The organism is Novosphingobium sp. Fuku2-ISO-50 (assembly GCF_001519055.1).
Classification (GTDB): Bacteria; Pseudomonadota; Alphaproteobacteria; order Sphingomonadales; family Sphingomonadaceae; genus Novosphingobium.
The window spans coordinates 96,554-113,717 of record NZ_KQ954286.1 but is presented as its reverse complement, the minus strand read 5'-3'; the positions used below and the strand labels follow the sequence as shown (position 1 = coordinate 113,717).

The window sequence follows — 17,164 nt, the reverse complement described above, 5'->3', positions numbered from 1 at the left end:
GATCGCACCATAACCTGATGGTTATGCTGAAGGGAGCTGTACTGCCCAAAAAGGGCGCTTTGCCGGTCGCGGGATTGCGGTTAACCTTGCGCGCATGACCGATCCCCACTTGTCGCGCATCGACGGCACCACCAGTGCCCGCCGCCATTTCCGCTATTTCGATTACATGATGGCGGCGTTTGTCGGCATCCTGTTGCTGTCGAATCTGATCGGCGCGGCCAAGCTGGCGCAAATGGGGGGATGGACGTTTGGCGCGGGCATCCTGTTTTTCCCGATTTCCTATGTGCTCGGCGATGTGCTGACCGAAGTCTATGGCTATGCCAATGCCCGGCGCTGCGTGTGGATGGGCTTTTTCGCGATGCTGTTCATGGCGGTGATGAGCTATGTCGTCGTCGCCATGCCGCCCTCGGCCGATTGGGGCTGCGCATCGAGCAGCGATCCGCGCTTTGCCGATTTCCTGGCGGCCCATTCCAAGGGTGCCTTGTGCCAGACCACGTATGAATCGGTGTTCGGCAGCACCTGGCGGATCGTCGCGGCGTCGGTGATCGCGTTTTGGGCCGGTGAATTCGTCAATTCGTTTGTGCTGGCGCGGATGAAAGTCATGACTCAGGGGCGCTGGCTGTTTACCCGGACCTGGGGCTCGACGATTTTTGGCCAGGCGGTCGACAGTGCGCTGTTCTATCCGATTGCGTTCCTCGGCACCTGGAGCCATGCCGCAGTGATCACCGTGATGATCACCAACTGGGCATTCAAGGTGCTGTGGGAAATCCTGTTGACCCCGTTCACCTATTGGATCGTCGCATTCCTCAAACGGCGCGAGGGGGTCGATGTCTATGACACCAACACCGATTTCTCCCCCTTTGCGCGTACCGACGCGGTTTGATCGTTCAATCGGCAATGAGGGCGATGGCGAGATAGATCAGGATCGCCGAGCCGAATCCGGCCAGTGTGCCGATGACAAAGGCGGCGCGGACCAGCATCGGATCCCAGCCGAACTGCGCGGCGATACCGGCGCAGACGCCCAGGAATTTGCCGTTGGCGCGGTCGAGGTGAAAGCGGGTACTCATGGGGGTGTGCTCCATCTACAGGGCCGCGATCAGGCGATGATCTGCGTGGCGCCGAGCGGCACGACGACAGTCGCGGCCATCAGCGAAAGCGAAAGGACGAGCGCGGCGCAGAGGCAATAAAGCGTTTTCATGGGTTCACTTTCCGTTTGTGCTGGAACGTTCGTAGTGGAACTGGCCGATGGTTTGCACAGCCCGTGCCAATTGGGGAAAAGCGCGCAATTGCGCGGGGCTGGCGGATAGGATGGCGTCGATGCACGGGAAATTGCGCCAATGGATCGCAAATCGCGCCGATGATTGGTCCTGTTCCAATTTGGTGAAGACGCCGCTTTGCTCTTGCCTTTCGCAAATTCCCCGCCTATCTCGCCGATCAATCCCGACATTGTGAAAGCAAGGTCAGGCTGGCGCCACACGGCACCGGCGCCGCACTGCTTTTGCATGGGTCGGGTTTTGCATGGGTTCGGGATTTTCCCTGTACAGGGACACGCTCAGGAGTACGAATGGCCGAGATTGCGCGGATTATCGAGATTGTTGAGCCGGAAGCGCGTGCGCTGGGCTATGATCTCGTGCGCGTCGCGCTGTTCGGCAAGAGCGAAGTCGGCGATGAGGAGCACACGCTCCAGATCATGGCCGAACGGCCCGAGACGGGGCAATTGCTGATCGAGGAATGTGCCGAGCTGTCGCGCCGCGTTTCCGACCGGCTCGATATTATGGAAGCTGCGGGCGACGTGCTGATTCACGGCGCCTATCGGCTGGAAGTCAGCTCGCCGGGGATCGACCGTCCGCTGACCCGGCCCAAGGATTTCGCCGCATGGATCGGACACGAAGTCCGGATCGAACTGTCCGAACTGATTGACAAGCGCAAGCGGTTCCGGGGCGATCTGGTCGGGTTCGATCCGGCGACAAACACGATTTCGGTCGAAGAGGATGCTGTGGTATATGAAGTGCCATTCGCTCTCGTCACCCGAGCCAAGCTTGTCCTGACCGACAAGCTGATAGCCGCTTCCCGCCCGATCGACATGACCGGAGCGGATGACATCGTCGAGGAACAGGAAGACTAATCCATGGCCAGTGCGATTTCTGCCAACCGCGCCGAGCTTCTGGCGATCGCCAACGCGGTCGCCAGCGAGAAGATGATCGACAAATCGATCGTCATCGAGGCGATGGAGGAAGCGATCCAGAAGTCGGCGCGCAACCGCTATGGCGCCGAAAACGACATCCGCGCGAAGCTTGATCCGCGTACCGGCGATCTGCGCCTGTGGCGCGTCGTCGAAGTGGTCGAGGACGTCGAGGACTATTTCAAGCAAGTCGACCTCAAGCAGGCCGAAAAGCTGCAGCCCGGCGCGGCCATCGGCGATTTCATCGTCGATCCGCTGCCCCCGGTCGATCTCGGTCGTATCGATGCGCAGTCGGCCAAGCAGGTGATCTTTCAGAAAGTCCGCGACGCCGAGCGTGATCGGCAGTTCGAGGAATTCAAGGACCGCGTCAGCGAAGTGATCACCGGGGTGATCAAGTCGGTGGAATTCGGCCATGTCATCGTCAACCTTGGCCGCGCCGAAGGCGTGATCCGCCGCGATCAGCAGATCCCGCGCGAAGTGCCCCGCGTTGGCGAGCGCGTCCGCGCGCTGATCATGAAGGTCGAACGCACCAATCGCGGCCCGCAGATTTTTCTCAGCCGCGCACACCCCGATTTCATGAAGCGCCTGTTTGCGCAGGAAGTGCCCGAAATCTACGATGGCATCATCGAGATCAAGGCCGCCGCACGCGATCCGGGCAGCCGCGCCAAGATCGGCGTGATCAGCCGCGACAGCTCGATCGATCCGGTCGGCGCCTGCGTCGGGATGAAGGGCAGCCGCGTTCAGGCGGTGGTTCAGGAGCTTCAGGGCGAAAAGATCGACATCATTCCCTGGAGCGAAGACACCGCGACATTCGTGGTCAATGCGCTGCAGCCCGCAACGGTCAGCCGCGTGGTGATCGACGAGGAAGAAAGCCGCATTGAAGTCGTCGTTCCCGATGACCAGCTCAGCCTGGCGATCGGTCGTCGCGGTCAGAACGTGCGCCTTGCCTCGGCGCTGACCGGGTCGGCGATCGACATCATGACCGAAGCCGAGGCCTCGGAAAAGCGTCAGAAGGAATTCACCGAGCGTTCGAAGACGTTCGAGGAAGAACTCGATGTCGATGAAACGCTGTCGCAGCTGCTGGTCGCCGAAGGGTTCACCGAGCTTGAAGAAGTCGCCTATATCGACATCAGCGAGCTGGCCAACATCGACGGTTTCGACGACGAACTCGCCGGCGAATTGCAGAATCGTGCGCTCGAAGCGCTTGAACGGCGCGAAGAAGGCCAGCGTGCGGAACGTCGCGCGCTGGGTGTCGAAGATGCGCTGGCCGAGATTCCGCACCTGACCGAGGCCATGCTGGTCACGCTGGGCAAGGCCGGGATCAAGACGCTCGACGATCTCGCCGACTTGTCGACCGACGAGCTTGTCACGCGCAAGAAAGTCACCGAGCAGCGCCGTCGCAGCAACAACACCGAACGTCCCGATCGCCGCGAACGCTCCGAACGGAGCGAAGATCGTGGCGGTGTGCTGGGCGAATATGGCCTGAACGACGAACAGGGCAACGAGATCATCATGGCCGCACGCGCGCACTGGTTCGAAGACGAACCGGCCGCCGATGCGCCCCTTTCCGGGGAGGCCGCCGATGCGGAATCCTCGCAATGACTCGCTGACGGCCAATCCGAGGGCCAAGACCCGCAGCCCGGCATCGCGCCGGGGCGGGGGTAGCGGAACTGTGCAAGCCGAACGCGGTGGTCTGGAAGGATCGGGCGCTTCGGCTGATACGGGCGAACCGATTCCGGCGCTTGGCCCGGCGCGCGGCCCTGCCGTGCCCGAGCGCAAATGCATTCTGACCGGGCGCCATGACGGGCGCGACGGGCTGATTCGCCTGGCATTGTCGCCCGATGGCGATGTCCTGCCCGATGTTCTGGCGCGTGCGCCGGGGCGGGGGGCGTGGATCGGGGTAACGCGCGACGAGCTTGATCAGGCGATTGCCAAGGGCAAGCTCAAAGGCGCGCTGGCGCGGGCATTCAAGGGCTCGCCGCTTTCCATTCCCACAAATCTTGGTGCGCGGATCGAATCCGCGTTGCGCAGGGCGCTGGCCGACCGGCTTGGCGTTGAACTGCGGTCCGGAATCATGGTTCTGGGCACTGAAAAGATCGCCAATGCCGCGCGCAGCGGGACAGTGAAATTCCTCGCCCACGCCAGCGATGCCGGCGATGACGGATCGGGGAAACTGGCCCAGGCCTGGCGCGTGGGCGAAATGGCAGAAGGCACCGGAATGAAAGGTGTCATCTTGCCGCTGGACCGGGCGGCGTTGTCTGTGGCATTGGGCCGCGACAACGTCGTTCACCTGGCGCTGACCGATGCCGCTGCCGCCGCGCGCGTGACAGGGCTGCTCGGGCGCCTCAAGCATTTTCTCGGGTGCGAACCTGCCGGTTATGCGTCTGCCGCTGACACAATCAGCGTGGCGGCAGCGAATGACGGAATTGATACGAAGGGCGAATGAGTTCGATGAGCGATAGCGACAAAAAGCCGACACTGGGCCGCAGGCCGCTGGGTCTGAAGACCTCGGTGGAGGCTGGAGAGGTCAAGCAGACCTTCAGCCACGGTCGCACCAACAAGGTGGTGGTCGAGGTGAAGCGACGCAAGATCATGCCGCGTCCGGGCGAAGCCGGGGCGCCCGAAGCGCCTGTCGCCGCGCCGCAGCCCGCCGCGCCGCCGCCGCCGGTGGCACGCCCGACGCCGCCGCCGCCGCCGCCGGTTTCTCCGACCGCCTCACGCGAGACGCGTCAGGAATTGCAGTCGCGCCTGCTGCGCGAAGCCGAAGAAGCGCGCCTGCATTCGCTCGAGGCCGCCAATCGCCGCGAACAGGAAGAGCGCCAGCGCGCTGCCGACGAAGCCCGTCGTCGCATCGAAGAACAGCGCCGTGCCGAAGAAGCCCCTGCGCAAGAGGCGCCGAGCCCCGTCGCCGAAGCCCCTTCCGCGCCCGAAGCGGCAGCCGTCGAAGCCGCGCCCGTTGTTGCAACGCCCGCGCCTGTGGCCGAGCAGCCCGTAGCGGAGGCGCCCGCCGAGGCCGCAGCGGCTCAGCCTGCACCGGCTGCGCCCACCCAGGCCGCAGCCGCGCCCGTAGCCCCCGCGCCGCGCCGGTTTACCCCGGTTGCGCCGGTCAAGCGCCCCGAGCCCGCCGCGAAGAAACCCGCGCACGCGCCGCGCGACAAGAATGCCAATGACCGTCGTCAGGCGGGCAAGCTGACCGTGACTCGCGCGCTCAACGAAGACGAAGGCGCCCGGGCGCGTTCGCTCGCCGCGCTCAAGCGGGCCCGTGAAAAGGAACGCCGCGCCCATTTCGCCGGGCAGCAGCATGTGCGTGAAAAGCAGGTCCGCGACGTGGTCGTGCCCGAAGCGATCACGGTCCAGGAACTGGCCAACCGCATGGCGGAAAAGGCAGCCGACCTGATCAAGGCACTGTTCAAGATGGGTGTGATGGTCACGATCAACCAGACCATCGATCAGGACACCGCCGAACTGCTCGTCACCGATTTCGGCCACAATATCGTCCGCGTCAGCGACAGCGATGTCGACATCGATTCGAGTGTCGACGTCGATACCGAGGAATCGTTGCAGCCGCGTCCGCCGGTGGTGACGATCATGGGCCATGTCGATCACGGCAAGACCAGCCTGCTCGACGCGTTGCGCGGCACCGATGTGGTGCGCGGCGAAGCCGGCGGCATCACGCAGCATATCGGCGCCTATCAGATCAAGACCAAGGGCGGTGACTATATCACCTTCCTCGATACGCCGGGCCACGAGGCCTTTGCCGAAATGCGCATGCGCGGTGCCAATGTTACCGACATTGTCGTGCTGGTGGTCGCCGCCGACGACGGAATCATGCCGCAGACGGTCGAAGCCATCAATCACACCAAGGCTGCGGGCGTGCCGATGATCGTAGCGATCACCAAGGCCGACAAGCCCGAAGCCAATCCGCAGAAGATCCGCGAACGCCTGCTCGAATACGAAATCCTCGTCGAGGAAATGTCGGGCGACGTGCAGGATGTCGAAGTCTCCGCCAAGACCGGCGCCGGGCTCGATACCCTGATCGAAAAGATCCTGCTGCAGGCCGAATTGCTCGAACTGCGCGCAAACCCCGATCGCCCGGCCGAAGCCACGGTGATCGAGGCCAAGCTCGACAAGGGCAAGGGCCCGCTGGCCACCGTGCTGGTGCGTCGCGGGACGTTGAAAGTCGGCGATATTCTCGTCGTCGGCACCCAGTCGGGCCGCGTGCGCGCGATGCTTGACGACAAGGGGCGTCAGCTCAAGGCCGCCGGCCCGTCGCTGCCGGTCGAAGTGCTCGGTATCGGCGGCGTGCCAATGGCCGGTGACACCCTGACCGTCGTCGAAAACGAGGCGCGCGCTCGCGAAGTGGCGACTTATCGCCAGGAAAAGGCCAACGACAAGCGCACAGCTTCGGCCCCGGCCAGCCTCGACACGATGTTCTCTGCCTTGAAGGCCAAGGAAGCCGTGATCGAGTATCCGGTGGTGATCCGCGCCGATGTGCAGGGCTCGACCGAAGCGATCGTCAACGCGCTCAACCGCCTCTCGACCGACGAGATCAAGGTGCGCGTGCTGCAATCGGGCGTCGGCGCGATTACCGAAGGCGATGTGACGCTGGCCCAGGCCACCGGCGCACCGATCATCGGTTTCAACGTCCGCCCCAATGCCAAGGCGCGCGAACTGATCGAGCGCAACAAGGTGCGGCTGAAGTATCACGAAGTGATCTATCAGCTGACCGACGAGATCGCCCGCGAAATGGCCGGCGAGCTGGGTCCGGAACGCATCGAAACGGTTGTCGGTCGCGCCGAGGTCAAGGAAGTCTTCCCCGCCGGCAAGCGGGACAAGGCCGCCGGTCTGCTCGTGCTCGAAGGCTATATCCGCAAGAACCTCAATGCGCGTCTTACCCGCAACGATGTCATCGTCTCGGCGACGATCATTGCCTCGCTGCGCCGGTTCAAGGACGACGTTGCCGAAGTTCGCGCCGGTCTCGAATGCGGCGTGGTCTTGCAGGATACCAACGACATCAAGCCGGGCGACATGCTCGAAGTCTTTGAAGTCGAGGAACGCGCGCGTACTTTGTAAGGCGCTCTTGCCTCCCTTGTCGGGGAAGGCGGATCGCTTCAGGGATATGGGCCCCGTCGGAAATCCCCGGCGGGGCCTGATCCCGTGGATCAACATACAGCAGGCATCCTATGGCCCGTACACCACAGACTCCCGAAACCCGCTCTGTCCGCCTGCTCAAGGTCGGCGAACAGGCGCGTCATATCCTGTCCGAACTGCTGCTGCGGCAGGAGGTTCATGACGAAGTGCTGTCCGCGCACACCGTTTCGGTGACCGAAGTGCGGATGTCGCCCGACTTGCGCCTCGCGACCGCGTTCGTGAAGCCGTTGCTGGGCACCGATGAAGCCGAAGTGTTGAAAGCGCTGCGCACGCACACCGCCTATTTCCAGAAGGAAGTCGCCGGGCGGCTCAAGCTGAAATACGCGCCAAAGATGCGGTTTCAGGCGGACGAGAGCTTTGACGAAGCGGGGCGGATCGACGCGCTGCTCAACGATCCGCGCGTGCGCCGCGATCTGGGCGCCGCCGAGCCGGGCGAAACCGACGCCTGATCGCTTGAGCGCCCGGTCATGGCCAAGCTCCATTTCTATTATGCCAGCATGAATGCGGGCAAATCGACCGCGCTGCTGCAGGCCGATTTCAACTATCGTGAGCGCGGCATGGCGACGATGCTGTGGACCGCCGCGATCGACAGCCGTTCGCCGGGCGCGTCGGGGTTCGACATTGTCAGCCGGATCGGTATCGGCGCGCCGGCGCATCGTTTTTCCGCCGAAACCGACCTCGGGCAGGCCATTGTCGGCGCTCATGCCGGTGCGCCGATTGCTGCCGTGCTGGTCGACGAGGCGCAGTTCCTGACCGCTGCGCAAGTCTGGCAATTGGCGCGGATCGCCGACGACACCGGCATTCCCGTGCTGTGCTATGGTTTGCGCACCGATTTTCAGGGCGCGTTGTTCGAAGGATCGGCGGCGCTGTTGGCGATTGCCGACAGGCTTGTTGAATTGCGGGCAGTCTGCCATTGCGGCGCCAAGGCGACGATGAACCTGCGCGTCGATGCGGTGGGCAAGCCCGTCCGGCATGGGGCGCAGACCGAAATCGGCGGCAACGATCGGTATCTGGCGCTGTGTCGGCGTCACTTTCGCGAAAGCCTGAATCAATGAGCGACGTCCATACCGCCGATGCGGGCTTGTACATTCCCCTGACGGACGGCGACCTCGCGCTCGTGCCGCTGACCGAGGCACATCGCGAGCCCTTGCGCGCGGTCTGCGCCGAGGACGACGCGATCTGGGACATCTATCCGGTGACCTATCAGGGCGCTGCTTTCGATGCGCAATTCGACGGGCTGTTGCAGGGCGGGGGCGGGTTGCGGGGCAGGGCAGGGCGCCGGGTCTATGCGATGACCCAGGCCGGTGCCGTGGTCGGCATGACCGCGTGGATCGAACAGGGGCAAGCCGGTTGGTCGATCGAGATCGGCAACACGTTCGTTGCGCCACGGTTGCGTGGCAGCGGGCTCAATGGCCGGGTAAAGCGGATGATGCTCGATCATGCCTTTGCCTGCGGGCTCGAACGGGTCGGTTTCAAGGTCGATGTGCGCAATACCCGCAGTCAGGCGGCGGTCGCCAAACTGGGCGCCACCCGCGAAGGTGTGCTGCGCCATGAACGCAAGACCTGGACCGGGCACGTGCGCGATACCGTGTCGTTCAGCGTGCTCCGGAATGAATGGCTCAATCGATGACCAATCCGCTTTATGATGCCGCGACGATCATTGTCCCGATGGTTTTCGCGATTGTCTTTCACGAAGTCGCCCATGGCCGTATGGCCCGCCTGCTGGGTGATCCGACAGCGTCGGAACGCGGGCGGCTGAGCCTCAATCCGCTGCGCCACATCGATCTGTTCGGCACGATCCTCCTGCCCGTCATGCTGCATCTCGCCGGGTTGCCGGTGTTTGGCTGGGCCAAGCCGGTGCCGGTCAATTATGACCGGCTGCGCAATCCCAAGCGCGATATGGCGCTGGTCGGGGCGGCGGGACCGGCGACCAATTTTGTGTTCGCGATCCTCAGCGCGGTGGCGATCGGGCTGTTTGCGCGCGTGCTCGGGCCGCATGGCTCGCCGGGGCCGGTGGCGACGTTCGTGCTGGACAATCTCAAGAATTTCATCCTGTTCAACGCATTTCTGGGCATGTTCAATCTCTTGCCGCTGCCGCCGTTTGACGGGTCGCGGATCTTGCGCGGGGTTTTGCCTTGGCCGGCGGCGCGGTTGCTTGACCGGATCGAGCCCTACGGGATCATTGTGTTCTTCGTGCTGTTTGTGATCCTGCCGCAAGTGGCGCCTTCGCTGCATCTGGTCGACCGGGTGATCCTGCCACCGGTGGACTGGCTGATCGACGGGCTGGGTCAGTTGGCCATGGTGGTGGCGGGGATTCCGGCATCGGGGCAGGTCGGCGTCTGATGGTCCATGGCTGGGTCATTCTCGACAAGCCGCTGGGGCTGGGTTCGACGCAGGCCGTTGCGGCCGTCAAGCGCACGCTGCGTCAGGCCGGCCATGGCAAAGTCAAGGTCGGCCATGGCGGCACGCTCGATCCGCTGGCGACCGGGGTCTTGCCGATCGCCATCGGCGAGGCGACCAAGCTTGCCGGGCGGATGCTCGATGCGACCAAGACGTATGCCTTTGGCGTCCGCTTCGGGCGCCAGACCGATACGCTTGATCTCGAAGGGCAAGTGATCGCCACCAGCCCGGTGCAGCCCGAGCCCGGCGCGGTCGCGCGCGTGGTGGCCGAGCGTTTTACCGGCCCGATCGAACAGATCCCTCCGGCTTATTCGGCGATCCTGATCGACGGGCGCCGCGCCTATGATCGCGCGCGCGATGGCGAAGAAGTCGAAATGCGGCCGCGGGCCGTGACGATCTATCGCTGGGATGCCATCACCGAGCGGGACGTCGATGGCGAGCGCGAAGCCACGCTGACCGTGACAGTGTCAAAGGGCACCTATATCCGCAGCCTCGCGCGCGATATTGCGCTGGCTTTGGGGACGGTCGGCCATGTCACGATGCTGCGCCGGATCAAGGCCGGGCCCTTCACGTTGGCGCAAGCGATTTCGCTGGACAATTTGCGCGATGCGGCTATGGGCGAAACCCTTGAGAACATAATCTTGCCGCTGGAGGCAGGGCTGGTCGACATCCCGGCTCTTGACCTCAATCCCGATCAGGCAAGGGCGGTCCGCCAGGGCCGCGTTCTGACGGGGTTGCCCCATACCGATGGGCCTTGGCTTGCGCGTTCCGGCACTGTGCCGGTCGCCCTCGTCGAACTTTCGGGCGGCGCCTTGCGCGTGGAACGGGGTTTCAACTTTCCTGATGTCGCGGAGTGATGAATTTTATGTCGGTTACCCCTGAGAAAAAGCAGGAAATCATCGTCGACAACGCCCGTATCGCGGGCGACACCGGTTCGCCGGAAGTGCAGGTCGCCATTTTGACGACGCGCATTGTCAACCTGACCGAACACTTCAAGATCCATCACAAAGACAACCATTCGCGTCGCGGCCTTCTCCAGATGGTCAACAAGCGTCGCAGCCTGCTCGACTATCTGAAGAAAAAAGATGTCGATCGCTATAATTCGCTGATCCAGAAACTGGGTCTGCGCAAGTAAGCACAGGCAGGAAGCGGCCCCTTTGCGGGCCGCTTTTTGCTTTTAGGGTTTGGGAAAAAAAGGGGCTCTTTCGCAATTCGGCGAAAGCTCCAAGGGGCGCGAAAACAGCCCCGCACCGGACCGGGACGGAACCACCCGGCAGCAAATCCCGCCCGGCAATAGGGCCGCGCGGGCTGAAGGAAACACGATGTTCGACGTCAAGACAGTATCCCTGGAGTGGGGCGGAAAGACCCTCACTCTGGAAACCGGCCGCATTGCCCGTCAGGCTGACGGCGCGGTCCTCGCCACGTATGGTGAAACCGTTGTGCTTTGCGCGGTGACCGCTGCCAAGTCGGTCAAGGAAGGGCAGGATTTCTTCCCCCTGACCGTGCACTATCAGGAAAAGTTTTCCGCCGCCGGGCGCATCCCGGGCGGCTTCTTCAAGCGGGAACGCGGCGCCACCGAAAAGGAAACGCTGGTTTCGCGCCTGATCGACCGCCCCGTGCGGCCGCTGTTCCCCGAAGGTTTCTACAACGAAATCAACGTCATTGCCCAGGTTCTGAGCTATGATGGCGAAACCGAACCCGATGTTGTGGCGATGATCGCGGCGTCGGCCGCGCTGACCATTTCGGGCGTTCCCTTCATGGGTCCGATCGGCGCCGCGCGCGTCGGTTTCAAGGATGGCGAATACCAGCTCAACCCGTCGCTCGCGCAAGTGAAGGAAGGCAGCCTCGATCTCGTCGTCGCCGCCACCGGCAACGCGGTGATGATGGTCGAATCCGAAGCAAAGGAATTGTCCGAAGACACCATGCTGGGCGGCGTGCTGTTTGCCCATGCCGAAATCAAGAAGGTGATCAATGCGATCATCGACTTGGCGGAAAAGGCAGCCAAGGACCCCTGGGAAGTCGATCTCAAGGACAACACCGCCGACATCAAGAAAAAGCTCAAGACGCTGGTCGGCAAGGATATTGCCGCAGCCTACAAGCTGACCAACAAGTCGGAACGGTCAAACGCGCTCAATGCTGCGCGTGACAAGGCCAAGGCCGCTTTTGCCGATCAGGGTCCGCAGACCCAGATGGTGGCGATCAAGACCTTGAAGAAGGTCGAAGCCGACATCGTGCGTACCGCGATCCTCAAGGATGGCCAGCGCATCGACGGCCGTGCCGTGAACCAGGTTCGCCCGATCGAAGCGATCGTCGGCTTCCTGCCGCGCACGCATGGTTCGGCGCTGTTCACGCGCGGTGAAACGCAGGCGATCTGCACCACCACGCTGGGCACGAAGGACGCCGAGCAGATGATCGACGGGCTCGACGGCCTGTCGTATCAGCGCTTCATGCTGCACTATAACTTCCCGCCCTATTCGGTCGGCGAAGTGGGCCGCTTCGGCGCCCCGGGTCGTCGTGAGATCGGCCATGGCAAGCTGGCATGGCGCGCGCTGAACCCGGTGCTGCCGTCGAAGGAAGACTTCCCCTATACCATCCGCGTGTTGTCGGACATCACCGAGTCCAACGGTTCGTCGTCGATGGCGACCGTGTGCGGCGGTTCGCTGTCGCTGATGGATGCGGGCGTTCCCCTGCTGCGCCCGGTGTCGGGCATTGCCATGGGCCTGATCATCGAAGGCGATGATTTCACCGTGTTGTCCGACATCCTGGGTGATGAAGATCACCTGGGCGACATGGACTTCAAGGTGGCCGGGACCAGCGAAGGCATCACCACGATGCAGATGGACATCAAGGTCGCCGGGATCACCGAGGAAATCTTCCGCAAGGCTTTGGCTCAGGCCAACGAAGGCCGCGCGCACATCCTCGGCGAAATGACCAAGGCGCTCGGCGAAGTCCGTGGCGAACTGTCGGCCCATGCTCCGCGCATCGAGACGTTGCAGATCGACAAGTCGAAGATCCGCGACATCATCGGCACCGGCGGCAAGGTGATCCGCGAGATCGTCGCCACCACCGGCGCGAAAGTCGACATCGACGACGAAGGCCTGATCAAGATCTCGTCGTCCGACCTGACCCAGATCGAAGCGGCGCGTCAGTGGATCCTCGGCATTGTCGAAGAAGCTGAAGTGGGCAAGATCTACAACGGCAAAGTCGTCAATATCGTCGACTTCGGTGCGTTCGTGAACTTCATGGGCGGCAAGGACGGGCTCGTGCACGTCTCGGAAATGCGCAACGAGCGCGTGGAAAAGCCGACCGATGTCGTCAAGGAAGGCCAGGACGTCAAAGTCAAGGTGCTCGAAATCGACCCGCGCGGCAAAGTGCGTCTGTCGATGCGCGTGGTTGACCAGGAAACCGGCGCCGAGCTCGAAGACACCCGCCCGGCACGTGAACCGCGCGAACCGCGTGGCGATCGTCCCGATCGTGGTGATCGCGGCGACCGTCGCGGGCCCAAGAGCGATCGTGGCGGCGACCGTGGCCCCCGTTCCGACCGTGGACCCCGTCCCGAACGCGGCCCACGCCGCGACCGCGACGAAGGCCCCGCGCCCGATCACATCCCGGCGTTCCTGAAGTCGGACGACTGATCAAACGCTGACGGTTTTCAACCGAATGCAAGAATAGGGGGCGGTGACTTGGTCACCGCCCCCCTTTTTTCATCCGGCTTTGCCTGGTGTGCCTCAGGCAACCTCGCGCAAGGGTTGCGGGAGGTTGCCGGCGATCAGGATGCGGTTGCGGCCGGAGTCCTTGGCGGCGAAGAGCGCGTCGTCGGCGGCCTTGAGCGCAGCGCTCGCATTGCGATAGGCGAGCGCGTCGGCGATTCCGCCGGAAAAGGTGATCCGGCCAAATGGTCGGTCGTTGGCGCGGTTGACCAGCCGCTTCTGCGCAATTTCCTCGCGCGCGGCATCGAGCCGGGCCCAGGCATCGCCAAGGTTTATGCCGCGCAGCAGGACGGCGAATTCCTCTCCGCCGTGGCGTGCGACATGGCACTTGGCATCGGCAATGCGGCCCAGCGTTTCGGCGACATAGCGGATCACGCGGTCGCCGGCGGGATGGCCGTGGGTATCGTTGATGCGCTTGAAATGATCGATGTCGCAAAACGCGACGCACAGCGTTTCGTCACCGAGCTTTGCCTCGCGCAGTTCGCGTTCGAACAATTCGTCAAAGGCACGGCGGTTGGGCAGCCCGGTCAGATGATCCTGATTGGCGAGGAGGCGGGCTTCGTCGAGCCCCGTCTGCAACGAACGGATTTGCGCCTCGCTGGCGACCAGTTCGCTTTCGACCGTGCGCGTGTGGTTAAGCATGTGCCGGGTCAGTCCGGTCAGGCGGTCGATCAGATCACCGCCGGTCAGGTTCATGTCCTGACCCGCGTTTTGCAGATCGGCCACATGGCCTTCGAGCGCGACACTATACGTGCCGTTGGCATCGCGCGCGCCCGCCATCGTGCGGCCGAAATCGGACAGGCTGTCTTCGAGTTGGCCAACCAGTTTCGCCATGGCTTCGGCAGTCGCATCGCGGGCTTGGGCCGAATGCGCTTCTTCAAGCCATTTCAGCGTGACCGGCAGGCCTTTTTCGGTGCGTTCGAGAATGCGCTGGGCAAGCTGCGGGCTGCCGCCGGTCACGCAGTCATAGGCAACCGATAACGTGAACGGCAGGATTTCAAGGCCATGGTCGATCAGAAAATCGGCCACTTGCGCCAATAACCTGCGCTTGGCCGGCAACCAGCTTTCCCGCGGTGTCAATTCGCCGTCCGCAGCGCCGAGCGGGGCGATCAGCGGCGCCGCCTCCGGCGTTTTGGCATGGGAGGGTAGGCTCAGCCATCTGCGCCAACCTCCCTTTTTGGGGGAATCGCCACTGTTTTGGGGGTCGTGTGCAGGCATGCTTACCAGAACGGCAGCATGCCTGCAGGATTTACTACGAAGTCTTGCGGATGAACCGGGGAAGGATCAACCGCTGCTTGTGATCAGCGAACGCGGGGGCCGCCAAACGGCATCGGCGGGGGAGGCCGGCGATGGCCGCGCGGCAATTGCGCCTGATATGCGCGACCGCAATGTTCGACGCAATAAGGGAAGCCAGGGTTCACCTTTTCGCCGCAGAAATGGAAATCCGGTTCGCCCGGATGCCCCATGGGCCAGCGGCATATGCGATCGTTGAGATCGAGCAGGCTGGTCTTGTCGGCGATTTCCGCGCTTGGCCGCGCGGGCACGAGGCGGCGCGGCGGGGCGGGCGGGATCGGCGCCTGCTGATCGCCGGGGCCCTGGCGCAAGAAGCCGCCGGGGCCGACCGAGACGATGCGCGGCTGCGGCGTAACGGGCGCGACAGGCGCATCCGACGGTGCGGCGGCTGCGGGCGCGGGCGAACTGACCGGCGCGGCGGGGCGCGGCGGGGCAACAGGGGCGGCAGCCGCAGGCGGCGGGGGCGCTACGGGGCGGGGCGCGGCAACGCGGGGCTCGACCGGCGCGGCGGCGCGCGGCGCGGGTTTGGCCGGGGCCTCGATGGTCGGCGTTTCGGCCTTTTCGCTGTGCTTGACGTCATTCGGCTTCACCGGGGAAGGGCGCGCCTTGAGCCCGAGGCGATGCGCCTTGCCGATCACGGCGTTGCGGCTGACCCCGCCCAGCTCATCGGCGATCTGGCTGGCGGTGGAGCCACCTTCCCACATCTTGGTCAGTTTTTCGATCCGCTCTTCGGTCCAACTCATTCCGTTTTCCTCAAGGAGCGCATCGAGCGCCCACACAAAATATCCGCCCGCTTGCCATCGCGGATCAGTCGCGATACCGCACTGGCCATGCCCGATCAACCGATCCCCGCGCCGGCCCGTCAATCTGCCGGGACAACGCCTTCAAGCTCTTTGGCCAGCCCGCCGCCCGTCGGGAATTTTCCCGCACCCGGGGAACGGGTGTTTCACGGCTTCAATGGCTTGGGCCTATGGACCCTCTATATGAAGGAGGTCCGTCGTTTCTTCAAGGTTCAGACCCAGACGATCTGGGCTCCTGCGGTCACGACTCTGCTCTATCTGGTCATTTTCACCCTCGCGTTAAGCGGCGGGGGCGGGAATGGCAGCGGGCGCGTGGTGCTGGGCGTGTCGTTTGCCAGCTTTGTCGCGCCGGGCCTGATCGCGATGGGCATGATCAACAATTCTTTCGCCAATTCCAGCTTTGGCCTGTTGGTCGGCAAGATTCAGGGGACGATCGTCGATTACCTGATGCCGCCGATTTCCGAGGCGGAGTTGCTGTTCGGGCTGGTTGCCGCGGCGGTGACGCGCGCAGCACTCGTGGGGCTGGCGATTTATGGTGCGATGGTGTTGTGGCCGGGAGTCGACGTGACCATTCGTCATCCCTGGGCCGTGGTGTGGTTTGGCCTGATGGGTTCGGTACTGCTGGCGTTGATCGGCGTGCTGACGTCGCTTTGGGCGGAAAAGTTCGATCACAACGCGGCCGTGACCAATTTCGTGATCACGCCGATGGCGATGCTGTCGGGCACGTTTTACGTCGTTACCCGCCTTTCGCCGGTGTTTCGCACGATCAGTGCGTTCAATCCGGTGTTCTATGTCATTTCCGGATTTCGCTTCGGCTTTCTGGGCCAGAGCGACATCGGCGCGACCAATGACGCCGTGATCGGCGCGGCGCTCGGGCTTGGCGTGCTCAATGTGGCGCTGGCGCTGTTTACTTATGGCGTGCTGCGTTCGGGGTGGAAGCTGCGCAGTTGAGTCTGCGGGCGGGGCCGACCCGCCCGTATGGCTCAGTGCGACAGTTTGCGGCGCAGGCGATAGCGCCCGTCGCGAAACGCCTCGAACATTTCCGTCACCGAGGGGTGATCCACCGGACCGGCTTCGGAGTCGGTTTCGAGATTTTGCTGGCTGACGTAGGCGACATAGCTGTTTTCGCCGTTTTCAGCGAGCAGGTGATAGAATGGCTGATCCTTGAGAGGTCGGATATTCTCGGGGATCGATTGATACCATTCATCGCTATTGGCAAAAACCGGATCGATGTCGAAGATTACTCCTCGAAAATCGAACAGTTTGTGGCGTACAACCTCACCGATTGAAAACTGCGCTACAGCGATCGGGGGGGCAACGATTTCGCGGCCCGATTGTGCCGAAAAGTAATTCCCGTGTTCCATGGCTCTCATATAGGGGCGGCCATGGCGGCAAACAAGCGATGCCTTGTCATTGACATCACCCTTGATGACACGTGCCGCCGATTTTCCTCTTGGCAAGCATGAAACCATGCGCTAACGGCGCGCTTCCCGACCGGGGCACCTCAGCGGCGCCCGATCACTTCGCGGAGAGGTGGCAGAGTGGTCGAATGCACCGCACTCGAAATGCGGCATGCTCGCAAGGGCATCCAGGGTTCGAATCCCTGCCTCTCCGCCACTTCCTTCTGA

Annotated in this window: 17 protein-coding genes and 1 tRNA gene; 14 read left to right on the top strand and 4 right to left on the bottom strand. The window is 63.3% G+C overall.

Translation table 11 applies throughout. The annotated features are described in order from the left end of the window. Positions 1 to 94 precede the first annotated feature (94 nt). Positions 95 to 883, top strand: a complete 789-nt coding sequence (locus AQZ50_RS03500) for a queuosine precursor transporter (RefSeq protein WP_067742735.1) — start codon at positions 95 to 97, stop codon at positions 881 to 883. A 4-nt stretch (positions 884 to 887) separates the two neighbouring features. Here AQZ50_RS03500 and AQZ50_RS03495 read toward each other — a convergent pair whose 3' ends face one another. Beyond that, positions 888 to 1,067 (bottom strand): PspC domain-containing protein, encoded by a 180-nt coding sequence (locus AQZ50_RS03495; RefSeq protein ID WP_067742732.1) that lies wholly within the window; start codon positions 1,065 to 1,067, stop codon positions 888 to 890. Between the two features lie 497 nt (positions 1,068 to 1,564). Here AQZ50_RS03495 and rimP point away from each other — a divergent pair, with 497 nt between their 5' ends. From rimP to pnp, 11 genes are all read left to right on the top strand, one after another. Further along, complete coding sequence (rimP, locus tag AQZ50_RS03490; RefSeq protein ID WP_067742729.1) at positions 1,565 to 2,125, top strand: ribosome maturation protein RimP; 561 nt, start codon at positions 1,565 to 1,567, stop codon at positions 2,123 to 2,125. A gap of 3 nt (positions 2,126 to 2,128) precedes the next feature. Further along, the gene (gene nusA, locus AQZ50_RS03485; RefSeq protein WP_067742726.1) at positions 2,129 to 3,784 is read left to right on the top strand and encodes a transcription termination factor NusA; all 1,656 of its coding nucleotides are present in this window, start codon (positions 2,129 to 2,131) and stop codon (positions 3,782 to 3,784) included. Beyond that, positions 3,765 to 4,628 (top strand): DUF448 domain-containing protein, encoded by an 864-nt coding sequence (locus tag AQZ50_RS03480; RefSeq protein WP_082703388.1) that lies wholly within the window; start codon positions 3,765 to 3,767, stop codon positions 4,626 to 4,628. The genes nusA and AQZ50_RS03480 overlap by 20 nt, the downstream gene beginning before the upstream one ends. 5 nt (positions 4,629 to 4,633) lie before the next feature. Beyond that, a complete protein-coding gene (infB, locus tag AQZ50_RS03475; RefSeq protein WP_197412372.1) occupies positions 4,634 to 7,255 on the top strand; it encodes a translation initiation factor IF-2 in 2,622 nt (873 codons plus the stop codon). A gap of 110 nt (positions 7,256 to 7,365) precedes the next feature. Next, positions 7,366 to 7,782 (top strand): 30S ribosome-binding factor RbfA, encoded by a 417-nt coding sequence (gene rbfA / locus AQZ50_RS03470; protein ID WP_067742720.1) that lies wholly within the window; start codon positions 7,366 to 7,368, stop codon positions 7,780 to 7,782. 18 nt (positions 7,783 to 7,800) lie between these two features. Next, positions 7,801 to 8,388 carry a thymidine kinase gene (locus AQZ50_RS03465; protein ID WP_067742717.1) on the top strand — a complete coding sequence of 196 codons (588 nt, stop codon included), beginning with the start codon at positions 7,801 to 7,803 and terminating at the stop codon, positions 8,386 to 8,388. Beyond that, positions 8,385 to 8,963, top strand: coding sequence for a GNAT family N-acetyltransferase (locus tag AQZ50_RS03460; protein WP_067742714.1), 579 nt, complete (start codon positions 8,385 to 8,387; stop codon positions 8,961 to 8,963). Before AQZ50_RS03465 ends, AQZ50_RS03460 begins: the two co-directional genes overlap by 4 nt. Continuing rightward, entirely contained in the window at positions 8,960 to 9,676 is a 717-nt protein-coding gene (locus AQZ50_RS03455; RefSeq protein WP_067742711.1) for a site-2 protease family protein, read from the top strand. Before AQZ50_RS03460 ends, AQZ50_RS03455 begins: the two co-directional genes overlap by 4 nt. After that, positions 9,676 to 10,590 carry a tRNA pseudouridine(55) synthase TruB gene (gene truB, locus AQZ50_RS03450; protein ID WP_067742708.1) on the top strand — a complete coding sequence of 305 codons (915 nt, stop codon included), beginning with the start codon at positions 9,676 to 9,678 and terminating at the stop codon, positions 10,588 to 10,590. Before AQZ50_RS03455 ends, truB begins: the two co-directional genes overlap by 1 nt. 8 nt (positions 10,591 to 10,598) lie before the next feature. After that, positions 10,599 to 10,868 carry a 30S ribosomal protein S15 gene (gene rpsO / locus AQZ50_RS03445; RefSeq protein ID WP_067743718.1) on the top strand — a complete coding sequence of 90 codons (270 nt, stop codon included), beginning with the start codon at positions 10,599 to 10,601 and terminating at the stop codon, positions 10,866 to 10,868. 187 nt (positions 10,869 to 11,055) lie between these two features. Then, positions 11,056 to 13,368 carry a polyribonucleotide nucleotidyltransferase gene (gene pnp / locus AQZ50_RS03440; RefSeq protein WP_067743715.1) on the top strand — a complete coding sequence of 771 codons (2,313 nt, stop codon included), beginning with the start codon at positions 11,056 to 11,058 and terminating at the stop codon, positions 13,366 to 13,368. Positions 13,369 to 13,461: 93 nt separating this feature from the next. Here pnp and AQZ50_RS03435 read toward each other — a convergent pair whose 3' ends face one another. Both AQZ50_RS03435 and AQZ50_RS03430 read right to left on the bottom strand, forming a co-directional pair. Then, on the bottom strand, positions 13,462 to 14,502 hold the full coding sequence (locus AQZ50_RS03435) for a GGDEF domain-containing protein (RefSeq protein WP_231730089.1): 1,041 nt from the start codon (positions 14,500 to 14,502) through the stop codon (positions 13,462 to 13,464). Between the two features lie 242 nt (positions 14,503 to 14,744). Continuing rightward, a complete protein-coding gene (locus AQZ50_RS03430) occupies positions 14,745 to 15,479 on the bottom strand; it encodes a GcrA family cell cycle regulator (RefSeq protein WP_067743711.1) in 735 nt (244 codons plus the stop codon). Positions 15,480 to 15,566: 87 nt separating this feature from the next. Between AQZ50_RS03430 and AQZ50_RS03425 the strand changes: the two genes are divergently transcribed. Then, entirely contained in the window at positions 15,567 to 16,487 is a 921-nt protein-coding gene (locus AQZ50_RS03425) for an ABC transporter permease (RefSeq protein ID WP_067742703.1), read from the top strand. 32 nt (positions 16,488 to 16,519) lie between these two features. On the opposite strand, the gene hspQ is transcribed toward AQZ50_RS03425, so the two are convergent. Next, positions 16,520 to 16,900 carry a heat shock protein HspQ gene (gene hspQ / locus AQZ50_RS03420; protein ID WP_067742700.1) on the bottom strand — a complete coding sequence of 127 codons (381 nt, stop codon included), beginning with the start codon at positions 16,898 to 16,900 and terminating at the stop codon, positions 16,520 to 16,522. Between the two features lie 163 nt (positions 16,901 to 17,063). On the opposite strand from hspQ, the gene AQZ50_RS03415 reads away from it, so the two are divergent. Continuing rightward, positions 17,064 to 17,153, top strand: a tRNA-Ser gene (locus tag AQZ50_RS03415). Positions 17,154 to 17,164 lie beyond the last annotated feature (11 nt).